This window comes from Streptomyces sp. NBC_01166 (genome assembly GCF_045039765.1).
Taxonomy (GTDB): domain Bacteria; phylum Actinomycetota; class Actinomycetes; order Streptomycetales; family Streptomycetaceae; genus Streptomyces.
The window spans coordinates 3,135,270-3,158,831 of record NZ_CP108613.1; the positions used below are offsets into that span (position 1 = coordinate 3,135,270).

The window sequence follows — 23,562 nt, forward strand, 5'->3', positions numbered from 1 at the left end:
GGCTGCACCAGAGAGGGCCCCGCCATGGTGTCGACACGGGCAGTTCCCAACCTCGCCTTCCGGCGGCTGCGCGGACAGCGCTCCGCCGGGGAGTTCGCGGCCGCGGTCCGACGGGCCGCACGCGAGATCGGTGAACACGTCGCGTGTGACGCCCGGTACATCGGACGCGTGGAGTCCGGCGAGATCCGCTGCCCCAACTACGCGTACGAACGGGTGTTCCTGCACATGTTCCCCGGGGCGAGCCTCGGGGACCTGGGCTTCTCGGCGCGCGAGAGCGTGCGCGGCCGGGGGGCCCGCACGACACCTCTGCCCCCGCCCACCACACCCCCCGCGCTCGACAGCGAGATCCACGAGGAGAGCGACGTGCTGCGTCGCGTGTTCATGACCAGCGGTACCGCCACGGTGGCGGCCGCGTCCCTGGGCCTGGGCGGCCATGCGTCCGCCGCGGGCCCCCTCACCGTCCCCGCGCAGCGCCGGATCGGCGAAGCCGAGGTGAGCGCCGTGGAGAAAGCCGTGCGCCAGATCCGGCTGCTGGACGACCGGCACGGCGCGGACGGCCTCTACCGGCGTGCCTCCCAGCCGCTCCGGGCCGCGTACGCCCTGCTCGACTCCGGGACCACGGCGCGGCGCAGCACGGCGGACCGGCTGCACGCCGGTGCCGGAGAGCTGGCGATCTCCGTGGGCTGGCTGGCCCACGACTCGGGGCGCTTCGACGACGCGCGCTCCCATTACGCGGAGGCGCTCGCGACTGCCCGGCTGGCCGGGGACGCGGCGCTCGAGGCGCACGCGTTCTGCAACGCCTCGTTCCTGGCCCGCGACACGGGGAGGGCCCGGGAGGCCGTCCGCGCGGCGGAGGCCGGGCAGCGGGCGGCCGGGCCGCTCGGCTCACCGCGGCTGCTGGCCCTGCTGGCGCTGCGGGAGGCGGGGGCCAGGGCGTGGCTCGGGGACCGAACGGGGTGCGAGCAGGCGATCGGGCGGGCGCAGACGGCGTTCGGGCGCGGGCCGAGCGACGCGGACCCGGAGTGGATGACCTTCTTCCGGGAGGCGGAGCTGGAGCTGCTGGAGGCGCAGTGCTGGTCGGCACTGGGTGACTGGCCCCGGGCGGCGCGGCATGCCCGGCGGGCGACCCGGCTGCAGGACCCGCACTTCACCCGGAACCTCGCGCTGTACCGCGCGCAGCTCGCCGGTGACCTGGCGCGGGCGGGCGCGGCCGACGAGGCCGCGGCGGCGGGCCACCAGGTGCTGGACCTGCTGGACCGGGTCCAGTCCTCCCGCATCCGCGGGATGCTGGCGAGCGCCGTACGGGTGCTCCGTCCTCGGGGCGGCCCGGAGGTGACGGCCCTCCTGGCGCGCTACGAGGAGCTGCCCCCGGACACGTGAGGCGGGCCCGCAGACCCGGTCCAGGCGGGCGGAACCAACCCGTCCGGCGTTTGAGGACGGAACCCTGGTGTCGCACGGGGCCGGCTGCCCGTATGAGCCTGTGGAGGAAAACGCCTCCCGGACCACGCGCACCGGTTCCGTCCTCAATCGCCGGACGGGCGTGAACTGGCCGGCCCGAGCCGAAGAGCGAGCGGGCTTGAACTGGCCGGCCCGAGTTGCATGTGGCTCGGCCCGAGCATGAGGCCGAGCCGGGCCCCCCGGTCAGCGGTCCAGGTGGCCCGTGTCGTTCCAGCGCTCCAGCGCGGGGCGGCCGTACGCCCACCCCAGCACCGACAGCGACGTGGGCTCCAGCCGGATCCGCGCGGCGAACGAAACGTCCTCGCCCAGCCACCGCGATCCCAGCGCCCGCAGGATGTGGCCGTGCGCGAAGACCAGCACATCGCGGTCGGCGGACCGCGCCCACTCGACGACCTCGTCCGCCCGGGCCGCCAGTGAGGCGAGGCTCTCGCCCCCCGGGACCCCGTCGCGCCAGATGAGCCAGTCCGGCCGGTCCGCCTTGATCTGCGCCGGGGTCAGCCCCTCGTAATCCCCGTAGTCCCACTCCATCAGCGCGTCCCACGGCTGGGCCCGCTCGCCGAATCCGGCGAGCGCGCAGGTCTCGGCCGCCCGGACGAGCGGGCTGGTCCGCACCTCGACGCCGGGCAGGCCGCCCCAGGGCTCCCGGTGCAGCCGTTCGCCGAGCAGCTTGGCGCCCTCGCGGCCGGTGTCGAGGAGGGGAATGTCGGTCCTGCCGGTGTGATTGCCCTGGACCGACCACTGTGTCTGGCCGTGCCGGGCGAGCAGGATTCGCGGTGCCATGACGGCTCTCCCTGAAAAATACGGAGATCCGAAGATCCGGGGACCCTAGGATCTGGTGGGTCCGGGACGGCGGTGTCCGGGACGGCGACGGGGCGGCGGACGCGAGCGGCCGGCTGGGAGACCGGTGCGGGATCGGGCCCCGCTCCATCATCTCCCACATGCTTCACGGGCAACCTGCGGGGCGTCGCCCGCGTCCCTCCCCACGCATGACCAGGGCCGCCCGCGTGGGACGGGCCCCGGGGGGAATCAGGGCATACGACCGCCGTACGGTTGAACGCCCGCCGTCGACCGCATGAACACTGGGGAGAGCTACCGGATGCCGCACGCCACCGCCGCGACACCGTCCTCCGGTCACCGGCCCCGCTGGTGGACGGAGCTTCCGCTGATAGCGGTGGTGTACGGGCTGTATTCGACGGGCCGGCTGCTGGTCCACGAGAACATACCGGCGGCCGTGGAGAACGGACTCGCGATACTCCGCCTGGAGAAGGCGCTGCATCTCAACGCCGAGCACCCTCTCAACCGGCTCCTGACCGGCAACCCCGCCCTCGGGATACCCGCCGACTTCGCGTACGCCTCCCTGCACTACCTGGTCACCCCGGCCGTCCTGGTCTGGATCTTCCGGCGCCGTACCGCCGCCTACCGGGCGGCCCGTACCTGGCTGATGACCTCCACCCTCCTCGGGCTGGTCGGCTTCACGCTGATGCCGACCTGTCCGCCCCGGCTGCTCGACGCCCACCACGGTTTCGTGGACACGATGGCGCAGTACAGCGCGTACGGGTGGTGGGGCGCGGGCGCGAGCGCCCCGCGCGGGCTCAGCGGGATGACCAATCAGTACGCGGCGATGCCGAGCCTGCACGTCGGCTGGGCGGTGTGGTGCGGCGTTCTGCTGTGGCGCCACGGGCGCCACCCGCTCGTCCGGGCGGCGGGGATCGCCTATCCGCTGATCACCGTGTTCGTGGTGATGGGCACGGCGAACCACTATTTCCTCGACGCCGTGGCCGGCGCCGCCGTGATGGCCGTCGGCGCGCTGCTGACCAGGCCGTTCATGCGGCTCGCGGACCGCGTCAAGGACCGGGTGAGGGCGGTGTTCGCACGGGTGCCCGCATCCGTCACCCCCACGGTATCCACGATTGTCAGTGACGGATGCAAGACTTCCGCGGGTGAGCGAATACCCGGCCGGCGGACCGCCTCCGCAGATTCCAGCGACGCGCGCACCCGCTCCGCAGTCGAAGCCAGCGACGACGCTCCGGCAGCGGCTCGCTGAGCTGCGCGGTCCGGCCGTCGCGCCGCATCCGCTCGACGCACGCGCGCTGGCCGCGCTCGCCGCCAACCCGGGGTGCAAGCGGCGCGCCCTGCTCGACGGAGCGGGCGTCGACAAGGCCGTGCTGGCCACCGCGCTCGGCTCCCCCGCGGCGTTCGGCCAGTCGCAGTTCGCGTTCGTGCGGGGCAACGCCTTCGAGGCGAAGGTCAAGGCCGACGGCGGCACGGAGCTGCTGCGCCTCCTCGTCGAGCGGCTCGGCGGCGGCGCCGAAGCGCCGGCCTCGGCCGTGGTGCCCGATCTGACGGCAGCCGGCCCCGAGGGCCGCGCCGCGCGTACGGCGCTGGCGCTGCGCGAGGCCACGGCGGCGGGTGGCTGGGCGCTGCTCGACCATCCGATGCTGGCCCTGGAGGTCGCGGGCTCCCCCGCCTACCTGGAGCCGGACGCCGTGGTGGTGCACCCCGACGGCACCTGGACGGTCGTCGAGATCAAGTCCTTCCCCATGATCGACAGCTCGGCGGACGCCGCGAAGGTCGGTGCGGCGGCCCGTCAGTCCGCCGTCTACGTCCTGGCGCTGGAGCGGATCGCCGCGAAGACGGAGGGCGCCGAGGTCGCGCACCGGGTCCTGCTCGTCTGCCCGAAGGACTTCTCCAACCTGCCGACCGCTTCGGTCGTGGACGTGCGCAAGCAGCGTGCCGTCACCAGCCGCCAGCTGACGAGGCTGACCCGTGTCGAGGACATCGCGGCCGCCCTGCCCGAGGGCACGACCTTCGACCCGGGCTGCTCCCCCGAGGAGCTGGGCACCGCGGTCGAGGCGGTCCCCGCGGCGTACGCCCCCGAGTGCCTGGCCGCGTGCGAGCTGGCCTTCCACTGCCGGGCCAAGGCCCGTGCCGAGGGCGCGGTCGAGTCGCTGGGCCGGAGCGTGCGGGGCGAGCTCGGAGGCCTGACGACGGTCACCGGGGTGCTGGCCGCGGCGGCCGGCAAGGAGGGCGACCCGGCCGACCCGACGGTGGCGGCCCTGCGCCGGGCCGCCGCGCTGCGGGCCGAAGCACTGGCCGGTGTGGACGGCGGCGTCCCATGTCGCTGATCAGCACTCTCGCCCGGCTGGAGGCCGTCGACAGCGGCCGTGCCCAGCCGCTGGCCACCGTCCGCCACCGCCATCTGACCGACCGGCCGCTCGTGCTGGTGCCGCTGACGACCGCCGGTGAGGCCGGCGCCCCGCTCGGCGCGCTCGTGGGCACGGACCGCGCGGCGCCCCGGCTGCTGGTGGTGGCCCAGCCGCGCGACCGCGATCTGCGGTTCGCGTTCCTCGCCGAGCTGGCCGAGGCGGTGCTGCCGCACATCGAGTCGTACGCCGATGCCGTCGAGCCGGCCGAGCGCAACGAGGTGGACCCCGAGACCGGCAAGAAGGTCAAGGTCGAGGTCGAGCTGTGCGCGGACGCGGCCCAGCTGATCGTGCCCAGCCGGGCCGGCCTCGACTTCGTACGGCTGCTCGGGCGGTCCATGCGGTTCCGGCGTACGGCCGAGGACGATCCGGACACCCCCTATCCGGCTCCCGCCCGTGTGCCGCTGCTCGGCCGCTGGCTGACTCACTACGGGGAGCGGGCCCGGGTGCCGGGCTCCTCGCTGCTGCTGGCCACGACGGATCTGCTGAACCGGCACTGGGCGACGGGGCAGAGCAGCCTGGAGGACCAGCATCTCGGCGCCCTGCTCGCCTGGGTCGATCCGCCGGACGGCGAGTCCGGCGCGGAGGCCGCGCTCCGGGCCGAGCTGGAGCGGGACCGTGCCGGTCAGCTGGTCTGCCCGCCGGCCGGGCCGGCGACGGACCCGGAGTTCGACAACAGGCTGCTGGCGCCCGCGATCGAGCGGTACGACCGGGCGCGCCAGGCGCTGGCCGCCGCGGAGGACGGCCTCGACGCCGACACCCGGCTCGGGGAGCTGAGCGGTGCGGAGCGGGAGATCAGGTCGCTGCTCGCGGGGGTGCTGCTGCCCACCTGGGACGCCGTGTGGCGGGGGCTCGACCTGCTGCGGGAGCTGCCGGAGGGAGCCAGGGCGGAGGACCGGTGGACCAGGGACCGCTGGTCGTTCACCGCGCACCGGGACCGGGTGCGGGCGGGCGAGCCCCCGCAGCCGCGCCGCGACGACGCGGTCACGGCCGCGCAGAAGCTGGCCTCGCGGGAGACCGCCCAGGCGCAGCTGGACGCCCAGGAGGCGCTCGACGACCCGCTGGTGCTGGCGGGCCGCAGGCTGGCCGGTGAGGCGTTCATCGGGGAGGTGACGGAGGTCGAGATGGCGTACAGCGAGTCCAAGCGGCCCTCGCCGCGCCCCCTGGTCACGGTGCGGACCGAGGAGCGCCCGCATCTGGGCGAGCGGACCAAGGTGTACCGCTCGCTGGAGGGGAAGCCTCAGACGGCGGAGTTCGTGGGATACGCCGCCGATGACCCACACGCCGGCACGGTCGGCCTCGTCCTGCGGATCACGGACCGGATGGGCCGGAGCAAGGAGCCCGCACCCGGCTCGGTGCCGGAGCCCGGCGACCGGATCGCCTGGACCCTGTTCGAACACGACCAGCGGGGCGGTCCGAAGCTGCCCGATCCGGAGGACACCCCGTGGACCCATGGCGGCCCGCCGGGCGCCGCCGGTACCACCGGCCATGCCGAGCAGCCCGACCCCGTCACCGCGGAGGACCTCCTGTGACAGCCGTTACCGACCCCGGGGCCGCGGCGGCGCGGGCCACCGACGCGATCCTCGGCGACACCCTGCGCGGCACGGCGCGCGGCATCGTCGTGGACTCCCCGCCGGGCGCGGGGAAGTCGACACTGGTGGTGCGTGCGGCGCTGGAGCTGGCCGCCGCGGGCCGCCCGCTGATGGTGGTCGCGCAGACCAACGCCCAGGTGGACGATCTGGTGGTGCGGCTGGCGGAGAAGGCGCCCGAGCTGCCGGTGGGCCGGCTGCACAGCAGCGACTCCGACCCGTACGACAAGGTCCTGGACGGCCTGGACAACGTACGGAAATCGGCGAAGGCGGCGGATCTGGCGGGCCTGGACATCGTCATCTCCACGGCCGCGAAGTGGGCGCACGTGAAGAACGTGGAGCCGTGGGGTCACGCGATCGTCGACGAGGCGTACCAGATGCGGTCGGACGCCCTCCTCGCAGTGGCCGGACTGTTCGAGCGGGCGCTGTTCGTCGGGGATCCGGGCCAGCTCGACCCGTTCTCGATCGTGGGGGCCGACCAGTGGGCGGGCCTGTCGTACGACCCGTCGGCGAGCGCCGTCTCGACTCTGCTCGCGCACAATCCTGAGCTGCCGCAGCACCGGCTGCCGGTGTCGTGGCGGCTGCCCGCGTCGGCCGCGCCGCTGGTGTCGGACGCGTTCTACCCGTACACACCGTTCCGCAGCGGTACGGACCACGGTGACCGGCGGCTGTCGTTCGGTGTGCCCTCGGACGGGTCGGGCCCCGACCGGGTGCTGGACGAGGCGGCGGAGTCCGGCTGGGGGCTGCTGGAGCTCCCGGCCCGGCACACCCCGCGCACGGACCCGGAGGCGGTCCGGGCGGTGGCCCTGGTGGTGCGCAGGCTGCTGGACCGGGGCGGCGCCGCGACGAGCGAGCGTGGCCCGGATCCGGTCCCGGTGACGGCGGAGAGGGTCGCGGTCGGCACGGCCCACCGCGACCAGGCCGCCGCGGTGCGGGCGGCGCTCGCGGAGCTGGGTGTGACGGGAGTGGCGGTGGACACGGCGAACCGGCTCCAGGGCCGCGAGTTCGATGTGACCGTGGTCCTGCACCCGCTGTCGGGCCGCCCGGACGCCACGGCCTTCCACCTGGAGACGGGCCGCCTGTGCGTCCTGGCCTCGCGGCACCGGCACGCGTGCGTGGTGGTGTGCCGTGCCGGGGTGGCGGACCTGCTGGACGAGCACCCTTCGACGGAGCCGGTCCAGCTGGGCGTGACGGTGAAGTTCCCTGACGGCTGGGAGGCGAACCACGCGGTGCTGGCGCATCTCGCCGAGCACCGCGTGCATTGGTCGCCCTGATCCTGGGCAGCGCTCTTGCGCCGGGCTGGACAATGGAAGGTGGCCGTCCGGCCGTACGAGGAAGGAATCCACATGGCACAACCCGAGCGGAAAGAGCGGCAGAGGCTGCGTCCGGCGCCGCTGCTCTTCGAGCCGTCGGAGGCGGCGGCGGATCCTGAGCACTTCTTCGACCTGGAGTCGATGGAGGACCCGAAGGAGCTGCTGGCCCGCGCGACGGAGCTGACGCTCGCCTTCCGGGCGGCGACCGACCGGGCCGTGGAGTTCCAGGCCGTGGCCGCCGCCCAGCTCGCGGATCCGCGACGGTTCGACCGGCTCACGGCCGCGGACATAGCCGAGCGCGCGGAGTGGACCGAGGACTACGCCAAGAAGATGATCGAGTTCGGCCGGTCCCTGCTCGACGCCCCCGCGCCCTGACCCCGGCCCCCACCGGATCCCCCTGAGACCGCACGACCGTCCGTCACTACGGGTACTGACACCGCACGACCGTCCGTCACTACGGGTACACCTGTGGCATATGCCGTCGGGCAAGATACTCCGCCGGGGTCCGTCCTGTCCGGCTTTCGGCAACTCTGGGGAACAGGAGCGTCACGGCCGGTAGACATGTCGTCATGAGCGCATGGCTGAATGACGAAACGACCCTGCGGACCGCTGCCGCCCCGCACCACGGTGTCGACATCTTCGCCCTGCTGCGGGACCGCATGGACCGCCGGGCCGACGACAGGGCGGCCCGGGTCACGGCATCCGGTGCCGCGTGGCTGGCGGCCGCTTCCGCCTACCCCCGCAGCACGCTCTCGCAGTGGGAGGCCCGTCCGTGCTCCCCCGGCGTGCTGCCGTGCGGCTCCTCGTTCGACGTCGTGAGCGTCCCTGCACTGTTCGGCAGGCGCATGCTGGAGCAGCTCTGGGCGGAGGGGCCGGGATCGGGCCCGGTCGCCACGCACCGGGGCCGGATGCTGCTGTTCGCCTCCCCCGGCACCGCCCAGCGGCTGCCGTCCCTGCTGGCCTGGGAGGAGTGGGGCACGGGTTCCGCCGACGGCCCCCGGCGGCAGGGCGCCCTGCCGCCGGTGCTCTGTCACGGCACGGGGGACGCGGTCACCGTTCCGCCCCTGACCGGCGGCGCGGGCGCCGGCGGGCCCCGCTGGGTGGTCGCCCCGGACACCCGTAACCCCTGGCTCCCCGGGCCGGACGTACTGCTGTGGGCCTGCGTGAGGGTGGGCAGGTCGGCGGCCCCGTCGACCACCGGGAATTCGATTTTTCCTCCCGCCGATCCGGGTGCTAATGTCTACGACGTCAGCAGGCGCCGTTAGCTCAGTTGGTTAGAGCAGCTGACTCTTAATCAGCGGGTCCGGGGTTCGAGTCCCTGACGGCGCACCGACGGTGGAAGCCCCCTCGTGGAAGCGAGGGGGCTTCTTCGTGTGCCGGCGCGGGTCAGGTCCCGGTGGCGATCCGGACGGTCCAGGCTCCCGACCGGGTGCGGTCGGCGACGTCGATGCGGATGCGTTCGCCGGGCACGGTGTAGCGCTCGCCCTCCCGGAGCGGGGCGTCCGCGAGCGGCGGGTAGACCGACCGGTCCCAGCAGGCGTCGGAGTCGGGGTGGGTGTCCAGCACCTCGACCGGGCCGCCACCGGACGGCGTGGCGTTGCGGATGCGGTAGACGAGCACCCCTTCGGTGCACGTCGTACGGTCGTTGCCCGTGGCGCTGCGGGCCTCGATGGCCAGCGCGCTGTCCGGGCCGGTCCTGACGACCGCGAGCCGGGTCCCGATGGACGCTCCGCGCACGGGCACCTCGGCCATCGGTTCCAGGGTGAGGTCGGCGGCGCCCTGCACACACACGACCTCCTCGCCGTCCAACCAGCCGAGCTTCCACTTGTGCCAGCCGAACAGGTCCGGGGAGAGTCCGAACTGGCTGCCCATCACGTCCCAGTCGCCGACGTAGGTGTCCCAGTCGCCCTTCCCGTCCTCAGGGCGGTGGTAGAGGTCCGCCAGGTCGAAGACGTGCCCCGTCTCGTGCGCGAGGACGTTCCGGTCCGGCGGGTGCTCCTCGAAGACGGTGACCACACGCCTGATGTCCGTGCCGTCGGCGCGCACCGGACGGTCGAAGTTGACGACCTTGGTGGCGTCGGAGTCGACTCCGGGGGCGTCCGGGTCGGCGACGAGGTAGACGATGTCGTAGGCGGAGAAGTCGGTCTCCTCGTCGGCGGCCTCGATGGCGTCACGCAGATAGGCGCTGCGGCGCTCGGAGCCCCAGTCGCGCTGTATGCCGTACCAGGTGGAGGGGTGGGGCATGGAGGTCCACCGCCGCTGCGGATGGGCGCGCAGGGTGAATTTCCCGTACGACGCGCGCTGGAAGAAGCGGGTGGTGGAGGGGAAGTGGTCGGCGGCGAGCACCTCGGGGGGCACCACCGGGTCGGAGTCGGGGAACGAGAGGAAGACCATGACCGCGTCGAGGCCGCGGTCGGGGCGAGGGTAGGCGCCGTTCCAGGTGTCGAGGCCGAGGGAGTGGTGCGCCCCGGTCCTGGGCAGGGCGCACGGCCCCGCGTCGCGCGTGGCCGCCACCGCGGGCCCGGCCACGAGTCCGGTGGCGGCGAGCGCCAGGAGGGACGTGAGAGCAGCCGCCGCACTGCGCAGCCTCGGCCTCTCGGATACCCCGGGTCTGCGCTGACGCGGCACATCTACCTCCGGGTGGCGAATGCGGGACTTCCCCTTCACCCTCTGCCGACTCAGCGGCCCACGCCCTGTTGTGCTGCCCCACACGGGTCAGCGGAGGCCCCGGTGATCATCTGGATCTACATGATCACCCTTACGGACAGTCACATTTGCTCACTCCGAAATCTGAATCGTCCAGATCGGCACAAAAATGATCATCTACGGCCATCGCGCATGCGGGTGTCACGTGCGGGACAGGCGTGGGGCAGGAGTGGGCCATGCGCGTGCCCCCCGTCCGAAACGGCGGGCGCGTTGGAACGGCCGGTGCGCCACCCTCTATGCTTCACCTCGTTTTCCTGCGTGGTTCCCGCCTCCGGCGCGACGCTCCACTCCACGCAGCTGCCCGGCCACACCTGTTCACGACGATCTGCACAGCGGGAGCGAGCGGTGAGCGGAACCTCCGAAGGGCCGATGCCCCGGGCGGGCACGGCCCCCGGCGCCGGGCCGTCAGAGGTCACACAGGGTGATCGTCCGAGGCCCAACCTCTCCGAGCTGCGCGACTACCGCGCCGCGTTCGCGGCGTCCGCCCTCCCGATGGCCGTCGTCGACCACCACGGCCTGATCATCAGGCCCAACGACGCCCTGGGTGCGCTGCTCGGCGCCGACGCCTCGTCCCTGACCGGGCAGACCGCGGCCGACCTCCTCGGTCTCGCCTCGGACAGCCCCACCTTGGGGGCGTACACCGAGGTCCTGCGCGGCACCCGCCCCCGGCTCCGGTGCACCCGGCGGCTCAAGCACGCCGACGGCCGGCCCCTGTGGGCCGAGGTCACCGTCGTGCCGATGGGCGACCGGGCCACCGGCGCGGGCCGTGTGCTGCTGTCGGTCGCCGACGTCAGCGACCGGCGCGAGATGCGGGAGCGGCTGCGCCATCTGCGGATACACGACCCCGTGACCCGGCTGCCCAACCGCACCCTGTTCTTCGAGCGGCTCGCGAGCGCCCTGGAGACCCCGCCGCACCAGGACGGGTCGTCTCCCCCGCACGGCCGGATCGGCCTCTGCTACCTGGACATCGACGGTTTCAAGGCCGTCAACGACACCCTGGGGCACCGCACCGGTGACCGTCTCCTGGCCGCCGTCGCCGGGCGGCTCACCGACTGCGCCGAGGCCGACGGCCACCGCACCGGCGGTCATCTGGTGGCGCGCCTGGGCGGGGACGAGTTCGCGATCCTGGTCGAGGACTCATCGGGTACCCCGCAGCTCATCGAACTCGCCCGCTCGGTGCTCTCCGCCCTCCAGCGGCCGTTCGAGGTCTCCGGGCACCGGCTGTCGGTCTCCGCGTCGATCGGGGTGGTGGAGCGGTCGTCGGCCGGCACCTCGGCCACCGCCCTGATGCAGGCCGCGGACACCACGCTCTACTGGGCGAAGGCCGACGGCCGCGCCCGCTGGACCCTCTTCGACCCCGAGCGCAACGCCCACCGGATGACCCGGCAGGCGCTCTCCTCCACGCTCCGCCCGGCGGTCGAGCGCGGGGAGTTCACCCTGGAGTACCAGCCGCTGGTCGGCATGGCGGACGAGGTCGTACGGGGTGTGGAGGCCCTGGTCCGGTGGAATCACCCGCGTTTCGGTCTGCTCGCGCCGAGCCGGTTCGTCCCGATCGCCGAGGAGGACGGCACGATCGTCCAGCTCGGCCGGTGGGTGCTGCGCACGGCCTGCCGCCAGGCCCGCCGCTGGCAGCTGGAACACCCGGACGAGCCGCCGCTGTTCATCAGCGTCAACGTCGCCGTGCGCCAGGTCCGGGACTCCGACCTGGTGACCGATGTCGCGGAGATCCTCGCCGAGACCGGCCTCGAACCCGGGCTGCTGCAGCTGGAGCTGACCGAGTCCGCGGTGGTGGGCTCGTCGGGCAGGCCGCTGCGGGTGCTCCAGGCGCTCAGCGACATGGGTGTCCGTATCGCGATCGACGACTTCGGCACCGGCTACTCCAACCTCGCCTACCTCAGCAGGCTGCCCGTGTCCGTGCTGAAGCTGGACGGCTCCTTCGTACGCGGCTTCCGTTACGAGGACGGCGCGCACCCCAGCCCGGCCGACGAGACGATCGTCGAGGCAATGGTGCAGCTGGCGCACCGCCTCGGCCTGACGGTCACCGCGGAGTGCGTGGAGACCTCGGGCCAGGCGGAGCGGCTGCGCCGGATCGGCTGTGACACCGGGCAGGGGTGGCTGTACTCCCGTGCGGTGGCCCCGGAGCGGATCGCCGAGCTGATCGGCACGAGGCCGCCGGAGCACCCGTAGCGGCACTCGCGGCGGCCCGTTCCGCGTCCCCTCAGAGGGAGAACTCGCGGATGACGGTGTTCTCGAAGACCGCGGCGCCACCGACGGTGAAAAGGGCCAGCCCCGTGTCTACGAGATAGGGGAAGGCTTCCATCGAGTGGGTGTGGCGGCCGTCGTCGAAGAACACCTCGACGGTCGTGCGATCGACCAGGACCCGGAGCCGGACCTTCCTGGCGGCGGCGTCGAAGGGTGTTCTGCTCTCCTGCCACCTCCCGGTGGTGTCCGGATTGGCCGCCCCGCGCCGGTTGACGTACGCGTAGTCGCCGTGGACACCGGCGTCGATGTGGCGGCCGCCGTCGTTGGACCTGCGCAGCTGCACGCCGGCACCGGTGAGCGCCTCCCAGGTGATCGTGGTCGTCAACTCGTACGCGGTGCCGGTGTGGTCGAGCAGGAGGGTGCCGTCGACGCTCACGTCGCCGAGGTCCACGGTGCGCGAGACGCTGTCGTCCAGGGCGGCCACGGGGCGCGACGCCAGGTAGTGCGTGCCCGCCGCGGTGCGGCGCAGGCTGATCTCGCGCACGATCGAATCCGTGCCGTTGAAGCCGTCGGAGTCGATGGTGGGGGTCGTGTTCGCGTAGTCCCAGTTGTTCATCCAGCCCATCGCGTAGCGGACCGCGGGGTCCACGGCGCCGTCCGCGGAGTGCTTCTCCCAGGTGACGGCGCCGTACCAGTCGAAGCCGTGGTCGAGCCACTGCGGTTCGGCCGCGTCGGGTGCGAAGGCGGTGCCGTCGAACTCGCCCGTCCAGTACGCGTAGGTGTTGGGGAGCCCCGCGGCCTTGCCGTTGGCGCTCACGCCGAGGACCCACTTGGTGACGGAGTCCGCGCCGGTGATGCGGAAGAGGTCGGGGCATTCCAGGACGCCGATGCCCTCCTTGACGAAGCCGGAGGCGTAGGTCCACTCCTTGAGGTCGTGCGAGAGGTAGAAACCGACCTTGGTGTTCTCCGCGAGCACCATCACCCAGCGGCCGTTCTCCTGGTCGCGCACCACCTTGGGGTCGCGGAAGTCCTTGACCCCTGGGTTGGGCAGCACCGGCGCGGTGCCGTGGGGGGCGAAGCTCCGGCCGCCGTCGGTGGAGTACCAGAGGTACTGCGCCTGGGAGTCGGCGCCTTCGACGGGTTCCTGGGTGGCGAGCACGACCACCGCCCCGGCCCCGAAGCCCGCGGTGTCCTCGGTGTCCACGACCGCACAGCCCGACCAGACGTCGCCGTTCGGCGTGGTGTCCTTCGGCACCGCGACGCCCTGGTCCCGGAACGACACCAGGTCGGTGCTGGTGGCCAGGCGCCAGGCGGTGCCGGTCGTGGTGCCGCCCGCGAGGTAATCGGCGTTGTACAGGTAGTAGTAGTGGTATTCGCCGTCGATCCACACCGGCCGCTGCGGGTCGTTCTTCCACTGGTCGGGGACGGTGAAGTGGTACGCGGCACGGTAGCTCGCCGCCCCCTTCACCTGCTCCCGGCCGCGAGCGACGGCAGCCGCGCCGGCGGGTGCGACCGCCGCTGCCGCGCCGACCGCGCCGGCCCGGAAGAGTGTCCTCCTGGTCATTCCACGCATGGTGATTCGCCTTCCTGACGACGGCGTCCCGGCGGCCCTGTCCGGCTCGCCACGGCTCTGTACGGGCATGCGGAGGCTCGCTGCGGCTCCCTGCGGCTCCCCCGCTGCATCAGGACTGTAGACCTAACTCGTTAAAGGTCAAGGGGCGCAGCAGCTTGGAGCCATGAACAGGTACCTAGAACAGCTCGTACGACGCCTGAGGTCCGCCGCCCGGCCGCCCCCGCGCCGGGGCGCGTGCCGTCACGGACCGGGCGGTGGCCCCACCGAGGCGCGGCCGACCACCGGGCACTCCAGGCGCAGCACCTCTGCGGCGGGCGGGCCGCCCGTCGCGATGGCGTCCAGCAGCAGCCGCGCGGCCGTCTCGCCCATCGCCCGGTGCGGGAGGGCCACGGTCGTGAGCGGCGGGCTGAGAAACGCGGCCATGTGCTCCTGGTCGTCGTATCCGACCACGGACAGCTCGCCGGGGACGTCGATGCCGAGCCGGGCGGCCGCGTGCAGGACGCCCGCCGCGACCCGGTCGTTGTAGCAGACGATCCCGGTGGGACGCTCCTGGCGTGGAGCCCCGTCGAGAACCCGCAGAGCACCGTCGTATCCGGAGGAGATCTCTCCCCCGGTCCGGACGATCCAGTCCTTGCGGAGCTGCAGTCCCGCGCCCCGCGCGGCGTCCCGCAGTCCCCGCAGCCGCTCGGACGACGCGATGTCGTCCATGCCCCCGACCAGGGCGATCCTGCGGTGTCCCGCGTCGATGAGCAGCCGGGCAGCCGCCCGCCCTCCCGCTCGCTCGGCGGGGATGACGGCCGCCCGTGCGCCGTCCTCGGGCAGGCAGTTGGCGAGCACCGTGAACGTCCGGTCCAGGCCCTGCGGGAGGCGGGCACGGTGCAGCGACATGGCGGCGTAGATGATGCCGTCCACCCGTCGGTCGAGGAGCTCCGCGACGGCCGCCTCCTCCTTGGCCGGGTCCCCGGTGGAGTCGACGGTGAGGACCAGGTGTTCCTCGTTCCACGCGGTCTCCATGGCACCGCGCAGCAGGGGCCCGGCGAAGGGGGAGGACGCGATGTGGTCGGTGACGAGTCCGATCACGGCGGTGCGGCGTCGCCGCAGACCCCGGGCGACGGCGTTGGGACGGTAGTCCAGCTGCTCGGCGGCCTTGCGGATCCGGTCCTGGGTCGCCGCCGAGAGGTTGCCCTCGGCGCGTCCGTTGAAGACGAACGAGACCGCCGTGTGCGAGACACCGGCGAGACGCGCCACGTCCTTCGACGTGGGCCGGTCACGGGCGCTCGCGCCCCCGCTGTCGGGCTTGTCCATGGAGCGCCGCCCCTCCCCCGTTACCGGTCCGGATCGTGCCACCCTATCGGCGCCGGCGGGCGCCGCACGGAGGGCTGCGCCCCTTGGGGATACTTGCCCCACCAGGTGTGAGGCCCTCAGGAGGAGAAGCGACGTGAACCGCCCGACCGCCCGTGACGTGGCCGAGCTGGCCGGGGTCTCCCGCGCCGCCGTGTCCTTCGTCTTCAGCGGGCGGGCTGCGGGGAATCTGTCCGCGGACACCCAGCGGAGGATCAGGAGCGCGGCGGAGCAGCTGGGTTACCGGCCCGACGAGGTGGCGCGCTCGCTGCGCAGGCAGCGCAGTGCGGTCATCGGACTGCTGAGTGACGAGATCGCGACCAGCCCGTTCGCGGGCCGGATGGTGCTCGGCGCCATGGAGGCGGCCCGGGAGCGGGGGCATCAGGTGCTGCTCCTGGAGTCCCGCCTCGATCCGGCGGCCGAGGCCGAGGCGGTGGCCGAGCTCCGGGCCCGGGGCGTGGACGGCATCGTGTACGCGGCGATGTCGATGCGCCGTACGGCCGTGCCGGAGGGCATCGACCCCGCACGTGCCGTGCTCGCCAACTGCCTCCCGGTCGAGGCGGGTGCGTACGCGGCGGTGGTGGCCGACGAGCGGGCGGGCGGCCGGGCGGCTGTGGACGTGCTGATCGAGGCGGGTCACCGGGAGATCGCGATGCTCGGCGGCGAGCAGGAGAACATCGCCGCCCTCGACCGGGCAGCCGGTTTCCGCGACGGGATGCGGGCCGCGGGAATCCCCGTCCGCGAGGACCGGCTGATCGGCGCGGGCTGGCAGATCGACGAGGGGTACGCCGCCGCCCTGCGGGTGCTGGACGGTCCGGACCGGCCCACCGGGCTGGTGTGCGCCAACGACAGGGTCGCGGCCGGCGCGCTGCTCGCGGCGGCCCGGCTGGGCATCGATGTGCCCGGAGACCTGTCGGTGGTCGGCTACGACGACCAGGACCAGATGGCCGGCCATCTGGTGCCGGCACTCACGACGGTCGCCCTGCCGCACCACGGGATGGGCGCGGTGGCGGTGCGGACCCTCCTCGACGCGGCCGACGCCGGGGAGGGCGTCGACCGCACGAGAACACGCCTGCTGGAGTGCCCGGTCGTCAGACGGGATTCGGTCCGGAGGCCTCCCAGCCGCTGACGCGCGTGGTGGCGGAGCCGCGTACGAGTACGTCGTACGTGCCCTCCGGGGCCGGGTACACCTTCTCCGTGATCACCGCCCGCTCGTCCAGGAACGCCTCGATGAGCGGGCCGTCCACGAGAACCCGCAGGCGGGCGCTGACTCCGCCGGGCACTGTCGCGGTGGCCAGGTCGGCGCGCGGGCGGGGGTGCGAAGAGGTCGCCGGGGCGTCCGTGCGGTCCAGGACGAGCGTGCCGCGCGTGGGGTTCACATGCAGGCGGACCGAGGGACCGAGGGTGAGGGTCACCTCGCTGTCGGGCTGCGCGACGGTGACGTCGAGTTCGAGCTCGTACGCCGCGGGCAGTTCCGCACCGGGCGGCAGCTCCGCGCCGCGCAGGGCGGCGAGTTCGGGTGCCGGGGCGAGGCGCAGCGTTCCGTCCGGGTGCACGCCGACCTCGCGCGGGTACGTGAGGCAGCCGGCCCAGCCGGCCGCGACGGACTCCTGCTCGGTGCGGGACTCCCAGCTCCAGCCCCACACCAGGGTGCGGTCCTGCTCGACGAGTGCGGTGGGCGCATAGAAGTCACGGCCGTGGTCGAGCATTCCGCCTGACCCCGGCACGAACCTCAGCCCCTCCCCGGCTTCCCGCAGCTCGCCGATCAGATAGGCGGTCGAGTACGTGATGTCGTCGATCCAGAGGGAGAGGAGGAGGATCCAGCGGCCGTCACCGGCCGGGAGGAGCGCCGGGCACTCCCACGCGGTGGCGGGCGCGGCGACACGTCCGGCGACCGGGTCGGTGGCGTCGACGAGCGAGCCGGCGTAGGTCCACTCCGTGAGGGAGTCGACCCGGTAGAGGAGGACGTCACCGAGGCCGGTCCCGCGATGCCCGGCGCCGACGATCCCCCAGCGCCGGCCGTCGTGGGTGAAGAGGTACGGATCGCGGAACGCGTGCAGGTCGAGGCCCGCCGGCGGTCCCGGTACGACCGGTTCGGGGTCGGCCTTGAGCTCGCCGACGGTGTCGTCCGTGGCCCGGGCGATCATGACGGAGCCGACCCCGTCGCGCCGGTCCATGCCGGTGTAGACGGCGGTCGGCACCCCCTCCTCGACCACCGCGCAACCGGACCACACGCCCAGCTCGTCCGGGCTTCCCGGCGTCGGCGCCAGGGCGACCCCGTGGTCCGTCCAGGTGACCAGATCGGGGCTGGAGGCGTGCCCCCAGTGGATGTCCCCCCACACCGCGGCACCCGGGTTGTGCTGGAAGAACAGGTGGTAGCGGCCGTCGTGGAACAGCGGGCCGTTCGGGTCGTTGCACCACTGCCCCACAGCAGGCCGTACATGGCGGCTGGGGATGTCGCGGTCTGCCATATCGCTTCACTTCCTTGTCATCGAACCTCTTGCCTTTTGGAACCTAACACGTGATAGTGGTGCTGCCCTAGCACGTGTTAGGCGCTACTGCGGAACGGCTGGTTCCGCCATCATGAGCAGGCGCTGTGCGGGGACGCCGCAGCGCCCAGCACGAGGGAGTGCCCATGACCACCCACAGCCCAGCGGCTCCGAGCCCCGAGGCGGCGGCCCCGATGAGGAGCAGGCGGCGCCTGAACTTCACGCTGATCAGCGCGGCCCTCTTCATGTTCTTCGTGACCTGGTCGCTGTCCTGGTCGCTGTTCTCCATCTGGCTCACCCAGGACATCGGGCTGAGCGCGGGCCGCAGCTCCCTCGTCATCAGCGCCAACGCCATCGGCTGTCTGGTGACCATGCCGGTGTACGGCTTCGTCCAGGACAGGCTGGGCCTGCGCAAGAATCTTCTGTACTGGATCGGCGGACTGATGCTGCTGGTCGGCCCGATGTACATCTACGTCTACGGCCCGCTGCTGAAGTCCCACTTCGTCATCGGCCTGGTCGTCGGCTCGGCCTACCTGGCCATGGCCTTCGCGGTGGCCGTCGCCACCCTGGAGAGCTACACGGAACGGCTCAGCCGTTTCCACGGCTTCGAGTTCGGCCGCGCCCGGATGTTCGGCTCGCTCGGCTGGGCCGCCGCGACCTTCTTCGCCGGCCGCCTCTTCAACATCGACCCCGCGCTCAACTTCTGGGCGGCGTCCGGGGCCGCCGCCGTCTTCGTCCTGCTGCTCGTCGCGATCCGGGTCACCGACGGCCGGCGGGCGGCGGCCGTCGATCACGCCGCCTCGTCCGTCTCGATCGCCGACGTGAAGTCGCTGCTCACCTACCCGGCGTTCTGGGGCCTGCTGCTGTTCGTGGTGGCCGTGACCGCGACGTACAACACGTACGACGCGATGTTCCCCTCGTACTTCTCCTCGCTCTTCTCCACCTCGGCCGCCGGCAACCGGATGTACAGCGATCTGAACTCCGTCCAGGTCTTCCTGGAAGCCGGCGGTATGGCGCTCGCGCCCTTCCTGGTCAACAGGCTCGGCCCGAAGAAGTCGCTGCTCGTCTCCGGCTGTGTCATGGCGACCCGGATCTTCCTGTCCGGTGTCGTCACCGACTCGCTCGCGATCTCGGCGGTGAAGCTGCTGCACGCCGTGGAGCTGCCGATCATGCTGATCGCCATCTTCAAGTACATCAACCGGCATTTCGAGCCACGGTTGTCGTCGTCGATCTATCTGGTCGGCTTCCAGCTGGCGACGCAGCTCGGGGCCGCGGTCATCTCCCCACTGGCGGGCATCGGCTACGACAGCATCGGCTACGCCCACACCTACCTCGTCATGTCCGGGTTCGTGGCCGCCTTCACCGCCCTCTCGGTCCTCACGCTGCGGGCCGACTCCAAAGGCATTCCCGGGACGCTGCCGTCCCCGGACGGCGAACTCTCCCCCGAACCGGCCAAGATCTGACCGGCACCGTTCCACCCGTCCGACGGACAGTTCCATCAACCACGTGAGGAAAACACAGTGATCGTCGTCGCCGGTGAGGCCCTGATCGATCTGGTGCCGCTGACCCCGGGCGACGCGCTGGCGCCGATGGCGCCCGTGCGCGGCGGCGGGCCGTACAACACGGCTGTCGCCCTCGGCCGGCTCGGTGCCGATGTCTCCTTCTGCTCACGGATCTCCACCGACGCCTTCGGTGAGGCCCTGTTGCGAGGCCTGCGGGACGAACGGGTCGACGTGTCACGGGTGCAGCGCGGGCCGGAGCCCACGACGCTGGCCGTCGCTTCGGTCGGCGCCGACGGCTCGGCCGCGTACACGTTCCATGCCGGAGGCAGCGCCGACCGGCTCTTCACCGTGCCGGCGGCCTTCCCGCCCACCGTTCGGGCACTCTCCTTCGGCACGTGTTCCCTGGTACTCGAACCGGGGGCGAGCGCCTACGAGGAGGTGATGCGCCGGGAGGCCGGACGTGGGGTGTTCATCGCGCTCGACCCGAACATCCGGGCAGGGCTGATCGCCGACGCGGACGCCTATCGCGCCCGCTTCCGGAGCTGGCTGCCGCACGTCACGCTGCTGAAGCTGAGCGAGGAGGACGCGCAGTGGCTCGGCTCCGATGTCAGGTCCTGGCCGGCGTCCGGTCCCGCGGCCGTGGTGCTCACACGCGGCGAGCGGGGGCTGACGGTGTTCACGCGCGACGGACGGGAGATATCGGTCCCCGGCGTGGACGTGGAGGTGGCGGACACGATCGGCGCAGGTGACACGGTGAACGCGGCGCTGCTCCACGCGCTGGCGGAACGTGACCTGCTGTCCGCCGGGGATCTGGCAGCGCTCCCGGAGGGGACCTGGGCGCAGGTGCTGGCGTTCGCCGCCCGGGCCGCGGCCGTCACCTGCTCGCGCCCCGGGTCGGAACCGCCGTACAGCACCGAGCTCTGACCCGTTGCGCCGGCGGGCCCGTACACCCGGAGGCGTACGGGCCGTTCCGGTCAGCCGAGGCGGGGCAGCCCGTAGGCGTCGGCGATGAGTTCGTACGAGCGCAGCCGGGCCTCGCCGCCGTGTGCGTTGGCCGTGATCATCAGCTCGTCGGCGCCGGTGCGCTTGGCCAGGTCGTCCAGGCCGCCGCGGACCTCGTCCGCCGTGCCGTGGACGATGTCCTTCAGCCAGCCGTCGACGAACTCGCGCTCCATGGGGCTGAAGTCGTACGCCTCCGCCTCTTCGGGGCTCGGCACGAGGCCCGGGCGCCCGGTGCGCAGCCGGACCATGGACAGGGCGCCGGTGAGCACCTGACGCCTGGCCTCGCGCTCGTCGTCGGCGGCCAGGGCCGCGACCCCGATGAGGGCGTAGGGGGCGTCGAGCACCGCGGAGGGCGTGAAGGACTCCCGGTACAGGTCCAGGGCCGGCACGGTGTTCCGGGACGAGAAGTGGTGGGCGAAGGCGAAGGGCAGGCCGAGCACGCCGGCCAGCCGGGCGCTGAAGCCGGAGGAGCCCAGCAGCCAGACGGGCGGCCGGCCGGGCGACTGCACGCCACCGGGCGAGGTGGCCTGCACGGGCCCGGGCACGGCGTGGATGCGGGCGTAGGGGTGCCCGTCCGGGAAGTCGTCGTCCAGGAAGCGGGTCAGCTCGGCGAGCTGCTGCGGGAAGTCGTCGGCGCCCTCGTTCAGCCGGTCCGTGCGGCGCAGGGCCGCGGCGGTGGCGCCGTCCGTGCCGGGGGCGCGGCCGAGGCCGAGGTCGACACGGCCGGGGGCCATCGCCTCCAGGGTGCCGAACTGCTCGGCGATCACCAGGGGGGCGTGGTTGGGCAGCATCACTCCGCCGGAGCCGAGCCTGATGCGCTCGGTGTGGGCGGCCAGGTGCGCGAGGATCACGGCGGGGGACGAGGAGGCCACCCCGGGCATGGAGTGGTGCTCGGCGACCCAGTAGCGGTGGAAACCGCGGCTCTCGGCGAGCTTGGCGATGTCCACGCTGGTGCGCAGCGCCTGGGTCGCTGTGCGGCCCTGGCCCACGGTCACCAGGTCCAGCACGGAGAGCGGTACGGAGGCCGTACCGCCCGCTGTGCCGCGAATCCCGTCGCCTCGGTTCTCGTCGCCTCGGTTCTCGTCCACGTGTTCGGCCTCTCCGGTGCTACGTCTGTGTACCGGAGGATGCCAACAGGAGGATGGCTCCGCTTATTCCCGCCCGCTCCCCGGGCCTGGCCCTGGCGCCTACTCCCGGACCTCGATGCCCCGGGGCTCCGAGGCGCCCAGCGGGGGCTCCCGGGTGGCGAACAGGGTGCCGAGTGTGGGGGCCCAGATCCGGCGTTCGGCCAGCCGGAGCCCTTCCCAGACCGCCACCTGGTTGGCGGTGAGGACCGGCTTGCCGAGGAGTTCCTCCAGTTCGGGGACGTACGCGGCGGTGTGCAGGGCGTTGTCGGGGAGCAGCACCACCTCGGCGTCCGGGTGGTCGCCGGCCACGGCCAGCTCCTTCACGAGCTCCATGTCCGCGTCGGCCGCCGCGGACGCCGTGACGATGCCACCGCCCCGGGTCGACGTCACCTCGACGCCCCCGGACCCCAGGAAGCCCGCGAAGAGCGCGGCGATGTCGTCGGAGTAGGTCGCGGCGACCGCCACCCGGGTGGCACCCAGCTCGCGTACCGCCTGGACGAAGGCGATGGACGTGCTGGACGCGGGAAGCCCGGCGGCCCTGGCCAGGCCCGCGGCCTGCTCGTGGGCACCGGCCCAGCCGTAGGCGAAACTGCCGCCCGAGCAGGCCCAGACCAGCGACTCCGCGCCGGCCATCCGCAGTTCCTCGACGCCCGCGCCCAGGCGCTCGGCCGAGCCGGCCTCCCGGAGGTTGTCGGCTCTGCGGACGTCCTCGTCGATGTCGGTGTGGAAGAGCGGCACTCTGATGTCGCTGTCGAGCATGACCTCGATCCGCGGGAAGTCGTCCTCCGCGGCGTGGCCCGGGTAGAGAAGTCCTACGGTCGTCATGTCCACCCTTCCCGTGCGTCCGGATGTCCTGTCGGCACTCGTAACCACCGCTGCCCCTGCCTGGGACAAGTATTCCCCTTTTCACCCCATACCGCGTCCCGCGACGGGGGTGACCAGCGGTTTCTCCTCGGATGCGGAGGCCCTGTTGACGGGCGTGTTCCCCGGTGCGAGCGTGGTCATTCCGATGACCGCTCCCGTGATCCTCGTCCTGGACACCGACCCGTCACCGCGCCTGGGCCGGCTGACCGGCCGGGCCGTCGTCCGGTACGCCGACGAGCGGACGCTGGCCGCCCGGCTGCCCGACGCGGATGTGCTGCTCGTCTGGGACTTCACCTCCGACGCCGTCCGCGAGGCCTGGCCGGGCGACGGGCCACGCCCCCGCTGGGTGCACACGGCGAGCGCCGGGGTGGACCGGCTGCTCTGCCCGGAGCTGGCCGCCTCCCCCACCGTCGTCACCAACGCCCGTGGGGTCTTCGAGCTGCCCATCGCCGAGTACGTCGCGGGGCTGGTGCTCGCCTTCGCGAAGGACCTGCCCCGCACGCTGGAGCTCCAGCGGCAGCGCCGCTGGAGCCACCGGGAGACCAGGGGAATCGCCGGCAGCCGCGCCGTGGTCGTCGGCGCGGGCCCCGTCGGCCGGGAGATCATGCGGCTGCTGCACGGTCTCGGCGTCCAGGTGGCGCTCGTCGGCCGTACGGCCCGGCGCACGATCCACGGCGTCGAGGACCTGGGCCGGCTGGCGGCCGGCGCGGACTGGGTGGTCTGCGCGGCCCCGCTGACGGACGCGACGCGCGGGATGTTCGACGCGCGCTTCTTCGGACTGCTCCAGCCCTCCGCCCACTTCATCAACGTGGGGCGCGGCCCGCTGACCGTCGAGGAGGATCTGGCCGACGCGCTGCGGAAGCAGTGGATCGCGGGTGCTGCGCTCGACGTGTTCCACGAGGAGCCGCTGGGTCCGTCCAGCCCGCTGTGGGACGCGCCCGGCCTGCTGGTCTCCCCGCACATGAGCGGCGACACGGTCGGCTGGCGGGACCGGCTGGGCGAACAGTTCGTCTCGATGTACGAGGGCTGGGTGGCCGGTGAGCCGCTCCCCAACGTGGTGGACATGGAGCGTGGTTACGTACCTTCTCCGGACATTCCCTCCTGACCGTCCGGAGTGACGGGCAGTCATGAATCCGCTGGCGGCGGGGAATACGCCGCGCACAGCCGTCGTCGCACTCCGCCCATGACGAGAC

The 23,562-nt window shown here is 72.9% G+C and carries 19 protein-coding genes and 1 tRNA gene; 13 read left to right on the forward strand and 7 right to left on the reverse strand.

All coding sequences use genetic code 11. From position 1 onward, the window contains the following. Nucleotides 1-24 precede the first annotated feature (24 nt). Nucleotides 25-1,380: a tetratricopeptide repeat protein gene (locus OG379_RS14440; RefSeq protein WP_405662734.1), complete on the forward strand. Its 1,356-nt coding sequence runs from the start codon at nucleotides 25-27 to the stop codon at nucleotides 1,378-1,380. Nucleotides 1,381-1,641: 261 nt separating this feature from the next. Here the strand turns inward: OG379_RS14440 and OG379_RS14445 are convergent, their stop codons facing one another. Next, the gene (locus OG379_RS14445; RefSeq protein ID WP_405662736.1) at nucleotides 1,642-2,238 is read right to left on the reverse strand and encodes a histidine phosphatase family protein; all 597 of its coding nucleotides are present in this window, start codon (nucleotides 2,236-2,238) and stop codon (nucleotides 1,642-1,644) included. A gap of 316 nt (nucleotides 2,239-2,554) precedes the next feature. On the opposite strand from OG379_RS14445, the gene OG379_RS14450 reads away from it, so the two are divergent. The 7 genes from OG379_RS14450 to OG379_RS14480 all read left to right on the forward strand — a co-directional run bounded on the left by OG379_RS14450 (nucleotide 2,555) and on the right by OG379_RS14480 (nucleotide 8,892). After that, nucleotides 2,555-3,502, forward strand: a complete 948-nt coding sequence (locus OG379_RS14450) for a phosphatase PAP2 family protein (protein WP_405668507.1) — start codon at nucleotides 2,555-2,557, stop codon at nucleotides 3,500-3,502. Continuing rightward, complete coding sequence (locus OG379_RS14455; protein ID WP_405662738.1) at nucleotides 3,399-4,583, forward strand: hypothetical protein; 1,185 nt, start codon at nucleotides 3,399-3,401, stop codon at nucleotides 4,581-4,583. Before OG379_RS14450 ends, OG379_RS14455 begins: the two co-directional genes overlap by 104 nt. Next, nucleotides 4,574-6,193, forward strand: coding sequence for a hypothetical protein (locus OG379_RS14460; RefSeq protein WP_405662740.1), 1,620 nt, complete (start codon nucleotides 4,574-4,576; stop codon nucleotides 6,191-6,193). The genes OG379_RS14455 and OG379_RS14460 overlap by 10 nt, the downstream gene beginning before the upstream one ends. After that, entirely contained in the window at nucleotides 6,190-7,524 is a 1,335-nt protein-coding gene (locus OG379_RS14465; protein WP_399229507.1) for an AAA domain-containing protein, read from the forward strand. Before OG379_RS14460 ends, OG379_RS14465 begins: the two co-directional genes overlap by 4 nt. Nucleotides 7,525-7,596: 72 nt before the next feature. Next, a complete protein-coding gene (locus OG379_RS14470; protein ID WP_393765821.1) occupies nucleotides 7,597-7,938 on the forward strand; it encodes a hypothetical protein in 342 nt (113 codons plus the stop codon). A 194-nt stretch (nucleotides 7,939-8,132) separates the two neighbouring features. Next, nucleotides 8,133-8,828 carry a hypothetical protein gene (locus OG379_RS14475; protein WP_405662743.1) on the forward strand — a complete coding sequence of 232 codons (696 nt, stop codon included), beginning with the start codon at nucleotides 8,133-8,135 and terminating at the stop codon, nucleotides 8,826-8,828. Further along, a tRNA-Lys gene (locus tag OG379_RS14480) sits at nucleotides 8,819-8,892 on the forward strand. Before OG379_RS14475 ends, OG379_RS14480 begins: the two co-directional genes overlap by 10 nt. Nucleotides 8,893-8,949: 57 nt before the next feature. Here OG379_RS14480 and OG379_RS14485 read toward each other — a convergent pair. After that, nucleotides 8,950-10,191: a M6 family metalloprotease domain-containing protein gene (locus tag OG379_RS14485; RefSeq protein ID WP_405662745.1), complete on the reverse strand. Its 1,242-nt coding sequence runs from the start codon at nucleotides 10,189-10,191 to the stop codon at nucleotides 8,950-8,952. Between the two features lie 423 nt (nucleotides 10,192-10,614). On the opposite strand from OG379_RS14485, the gene OG379_RS14490 reads away from it, so the two are divergent. Then, nucleotides 10,615-12,456, forward strand: coding sequence for a putative bifunctional diguanylate cyclase/phosphodiesterase (locus OG379_RS14490; RefSeq protein ID WP_405662748.1), 1,842 nt, complete (start codon nucleotides 10,615-10,617; stop codon nucleotides 12,454-12,456). A 31-nt stretch (nucleotides 12,457-12,487) separates the two neighbouring features. On the opposite strand, the gene OG379_RS14495 is transcribed toward OG379_RS14490, so the two are convergent. Then, nucleotides 12,488-14,044: a glycoside hydrolase family 32 protein gene (locus OG379_RS14495; protein WP_405662750.1), complete on the reverse strand. Its 1,557-nt coding sequence runs from the start codon at nucleotides 14,042-14,044 to the stop codon at nucleotides 12,488-12,490. 240 nt (nucleotides 14,045-14,284) lie between these two features. Next, the gene (locus OG379_RS14500) at nucleotides 14,285-15,349 is read right to left on the reverse strand and encodes a LacI family DNA-binding transcriptional regulator (protein ID WP_405662752.1); all 1,065 of its coding nucleotides are present in this window, start codon (nucleotides 15,347-15,349) and stop codon (nucleotides 14,285-14,287) included. A gap of 133 nt (nucleotides 15,350-15,482) precedes the next feature. On the opposite strand from OG379_RS14500, the gene OG379_RS14505 reads away from it, so the two are divergent. Then, entirely contained in the window at nucleotides 15,483-16,514 is a 1,032-nt protein-coding gene (locus OG379_RS14505) for a LacI family DNA-binding transcriptional regulator (protein ID WP_405662754.1), read from the forward strand. Here OG379_RS14505 and OG379_RS14510 read toward each other — a convergent pair. Continuing rightward, nucleotides 16,477-17,856 carry a glycoside hydrolase family 32 protein gene (locus OG379_RS14510; protein WP_405662756.1) on the reverse strand — a complete coding sequence of 460 codons (1,380 nt, stop codon included), beginning with the start codon at nucleotides 17,854-17,856 and terminating at the stop codon, nucleotides 16,477-16,479. The two genes, OG379_RS14505 and OG379_RS14510, sit on opposite strands and share 38 nt — an antisense overlap. A gap of 164 nt (nucleotides 17,857-18,020) precedes the next feature. On the opposite strand from OG379_RS14510, the gene OG379_RS14515 reads away from it, so the two are divergent. Both OG379_RS14515 and OG379_RS14520 read left to right on the forward strand, forming a co-directional pair. Next, nucleotides 18,021-19,337 (forward strand): oligosaccharide MFS transporter, encoded by a 1,317-nt coding sequence (locus OG379_RS14515; RefSeq protein WP_405662758.1) that lies wholly within the window; start codon nucleotides 18,021-18,023, stop codon nucleotides 19,335-19,337. A gap of 57 nt (nucleotides 19,338-19,394) precedes the next feature. Next, nucleotides 19,395-20,300: a carbohydrate kinase gene (locus OG379_RS14520; protein WP_405662760.1), complete on the forward strand. Its 906-nt coding sequence runs from the start codon at nucleotides 19,395-19,397 to the stop codon at nucleotides 20,298-20,300. A gap of 50 nt (nucleotides 20,301-20,350) precedes the next feature. Here OG379_RS14520 and OG379_RS14525 read toward each other — a convergent pair whose 3' ends face one another. Further along, entirely contained in the window at nucleotides 20,351-21,466 is a 1,116-nt protein-coding gene (locus tag OG379_RS14525; RefSeq protein ID WP_405662763.1) for an LLM class flavin-dependent oxidoreductase, read from the reverse strand. Between the two features lie 99 nt (nucleotides 21,467-21,565). Further along, a complete protein-coding gene (locus OG379_RS14530; protein ID WP_405662766.1) occupies nucleotides 21,566-22,330 on the reverse strand; it encodes a decarboxylase in 765 nt (254 codons plus the stop codon). Between the two features lie 184 nt (nucleotides 22,331-22,514). Between OG379_RS14530 and OG379_RS14535 the strand changes: the two genes are divergently transcribed. Continuing rightward, nucleotides 22,515-23,474, forward strand: coding sequence for a D-2-hydroxyacid dehydrogenase (locus OG379_RS14535; protein WP_405662768.1), 960 nt, complete (start codon nucleotides 22,515-22,517; stop codon nucleotides 23,472-23,474). The last annotated feature ends 88 nt before the right edge of the window (nucleotides 23,475-23,562 follow it).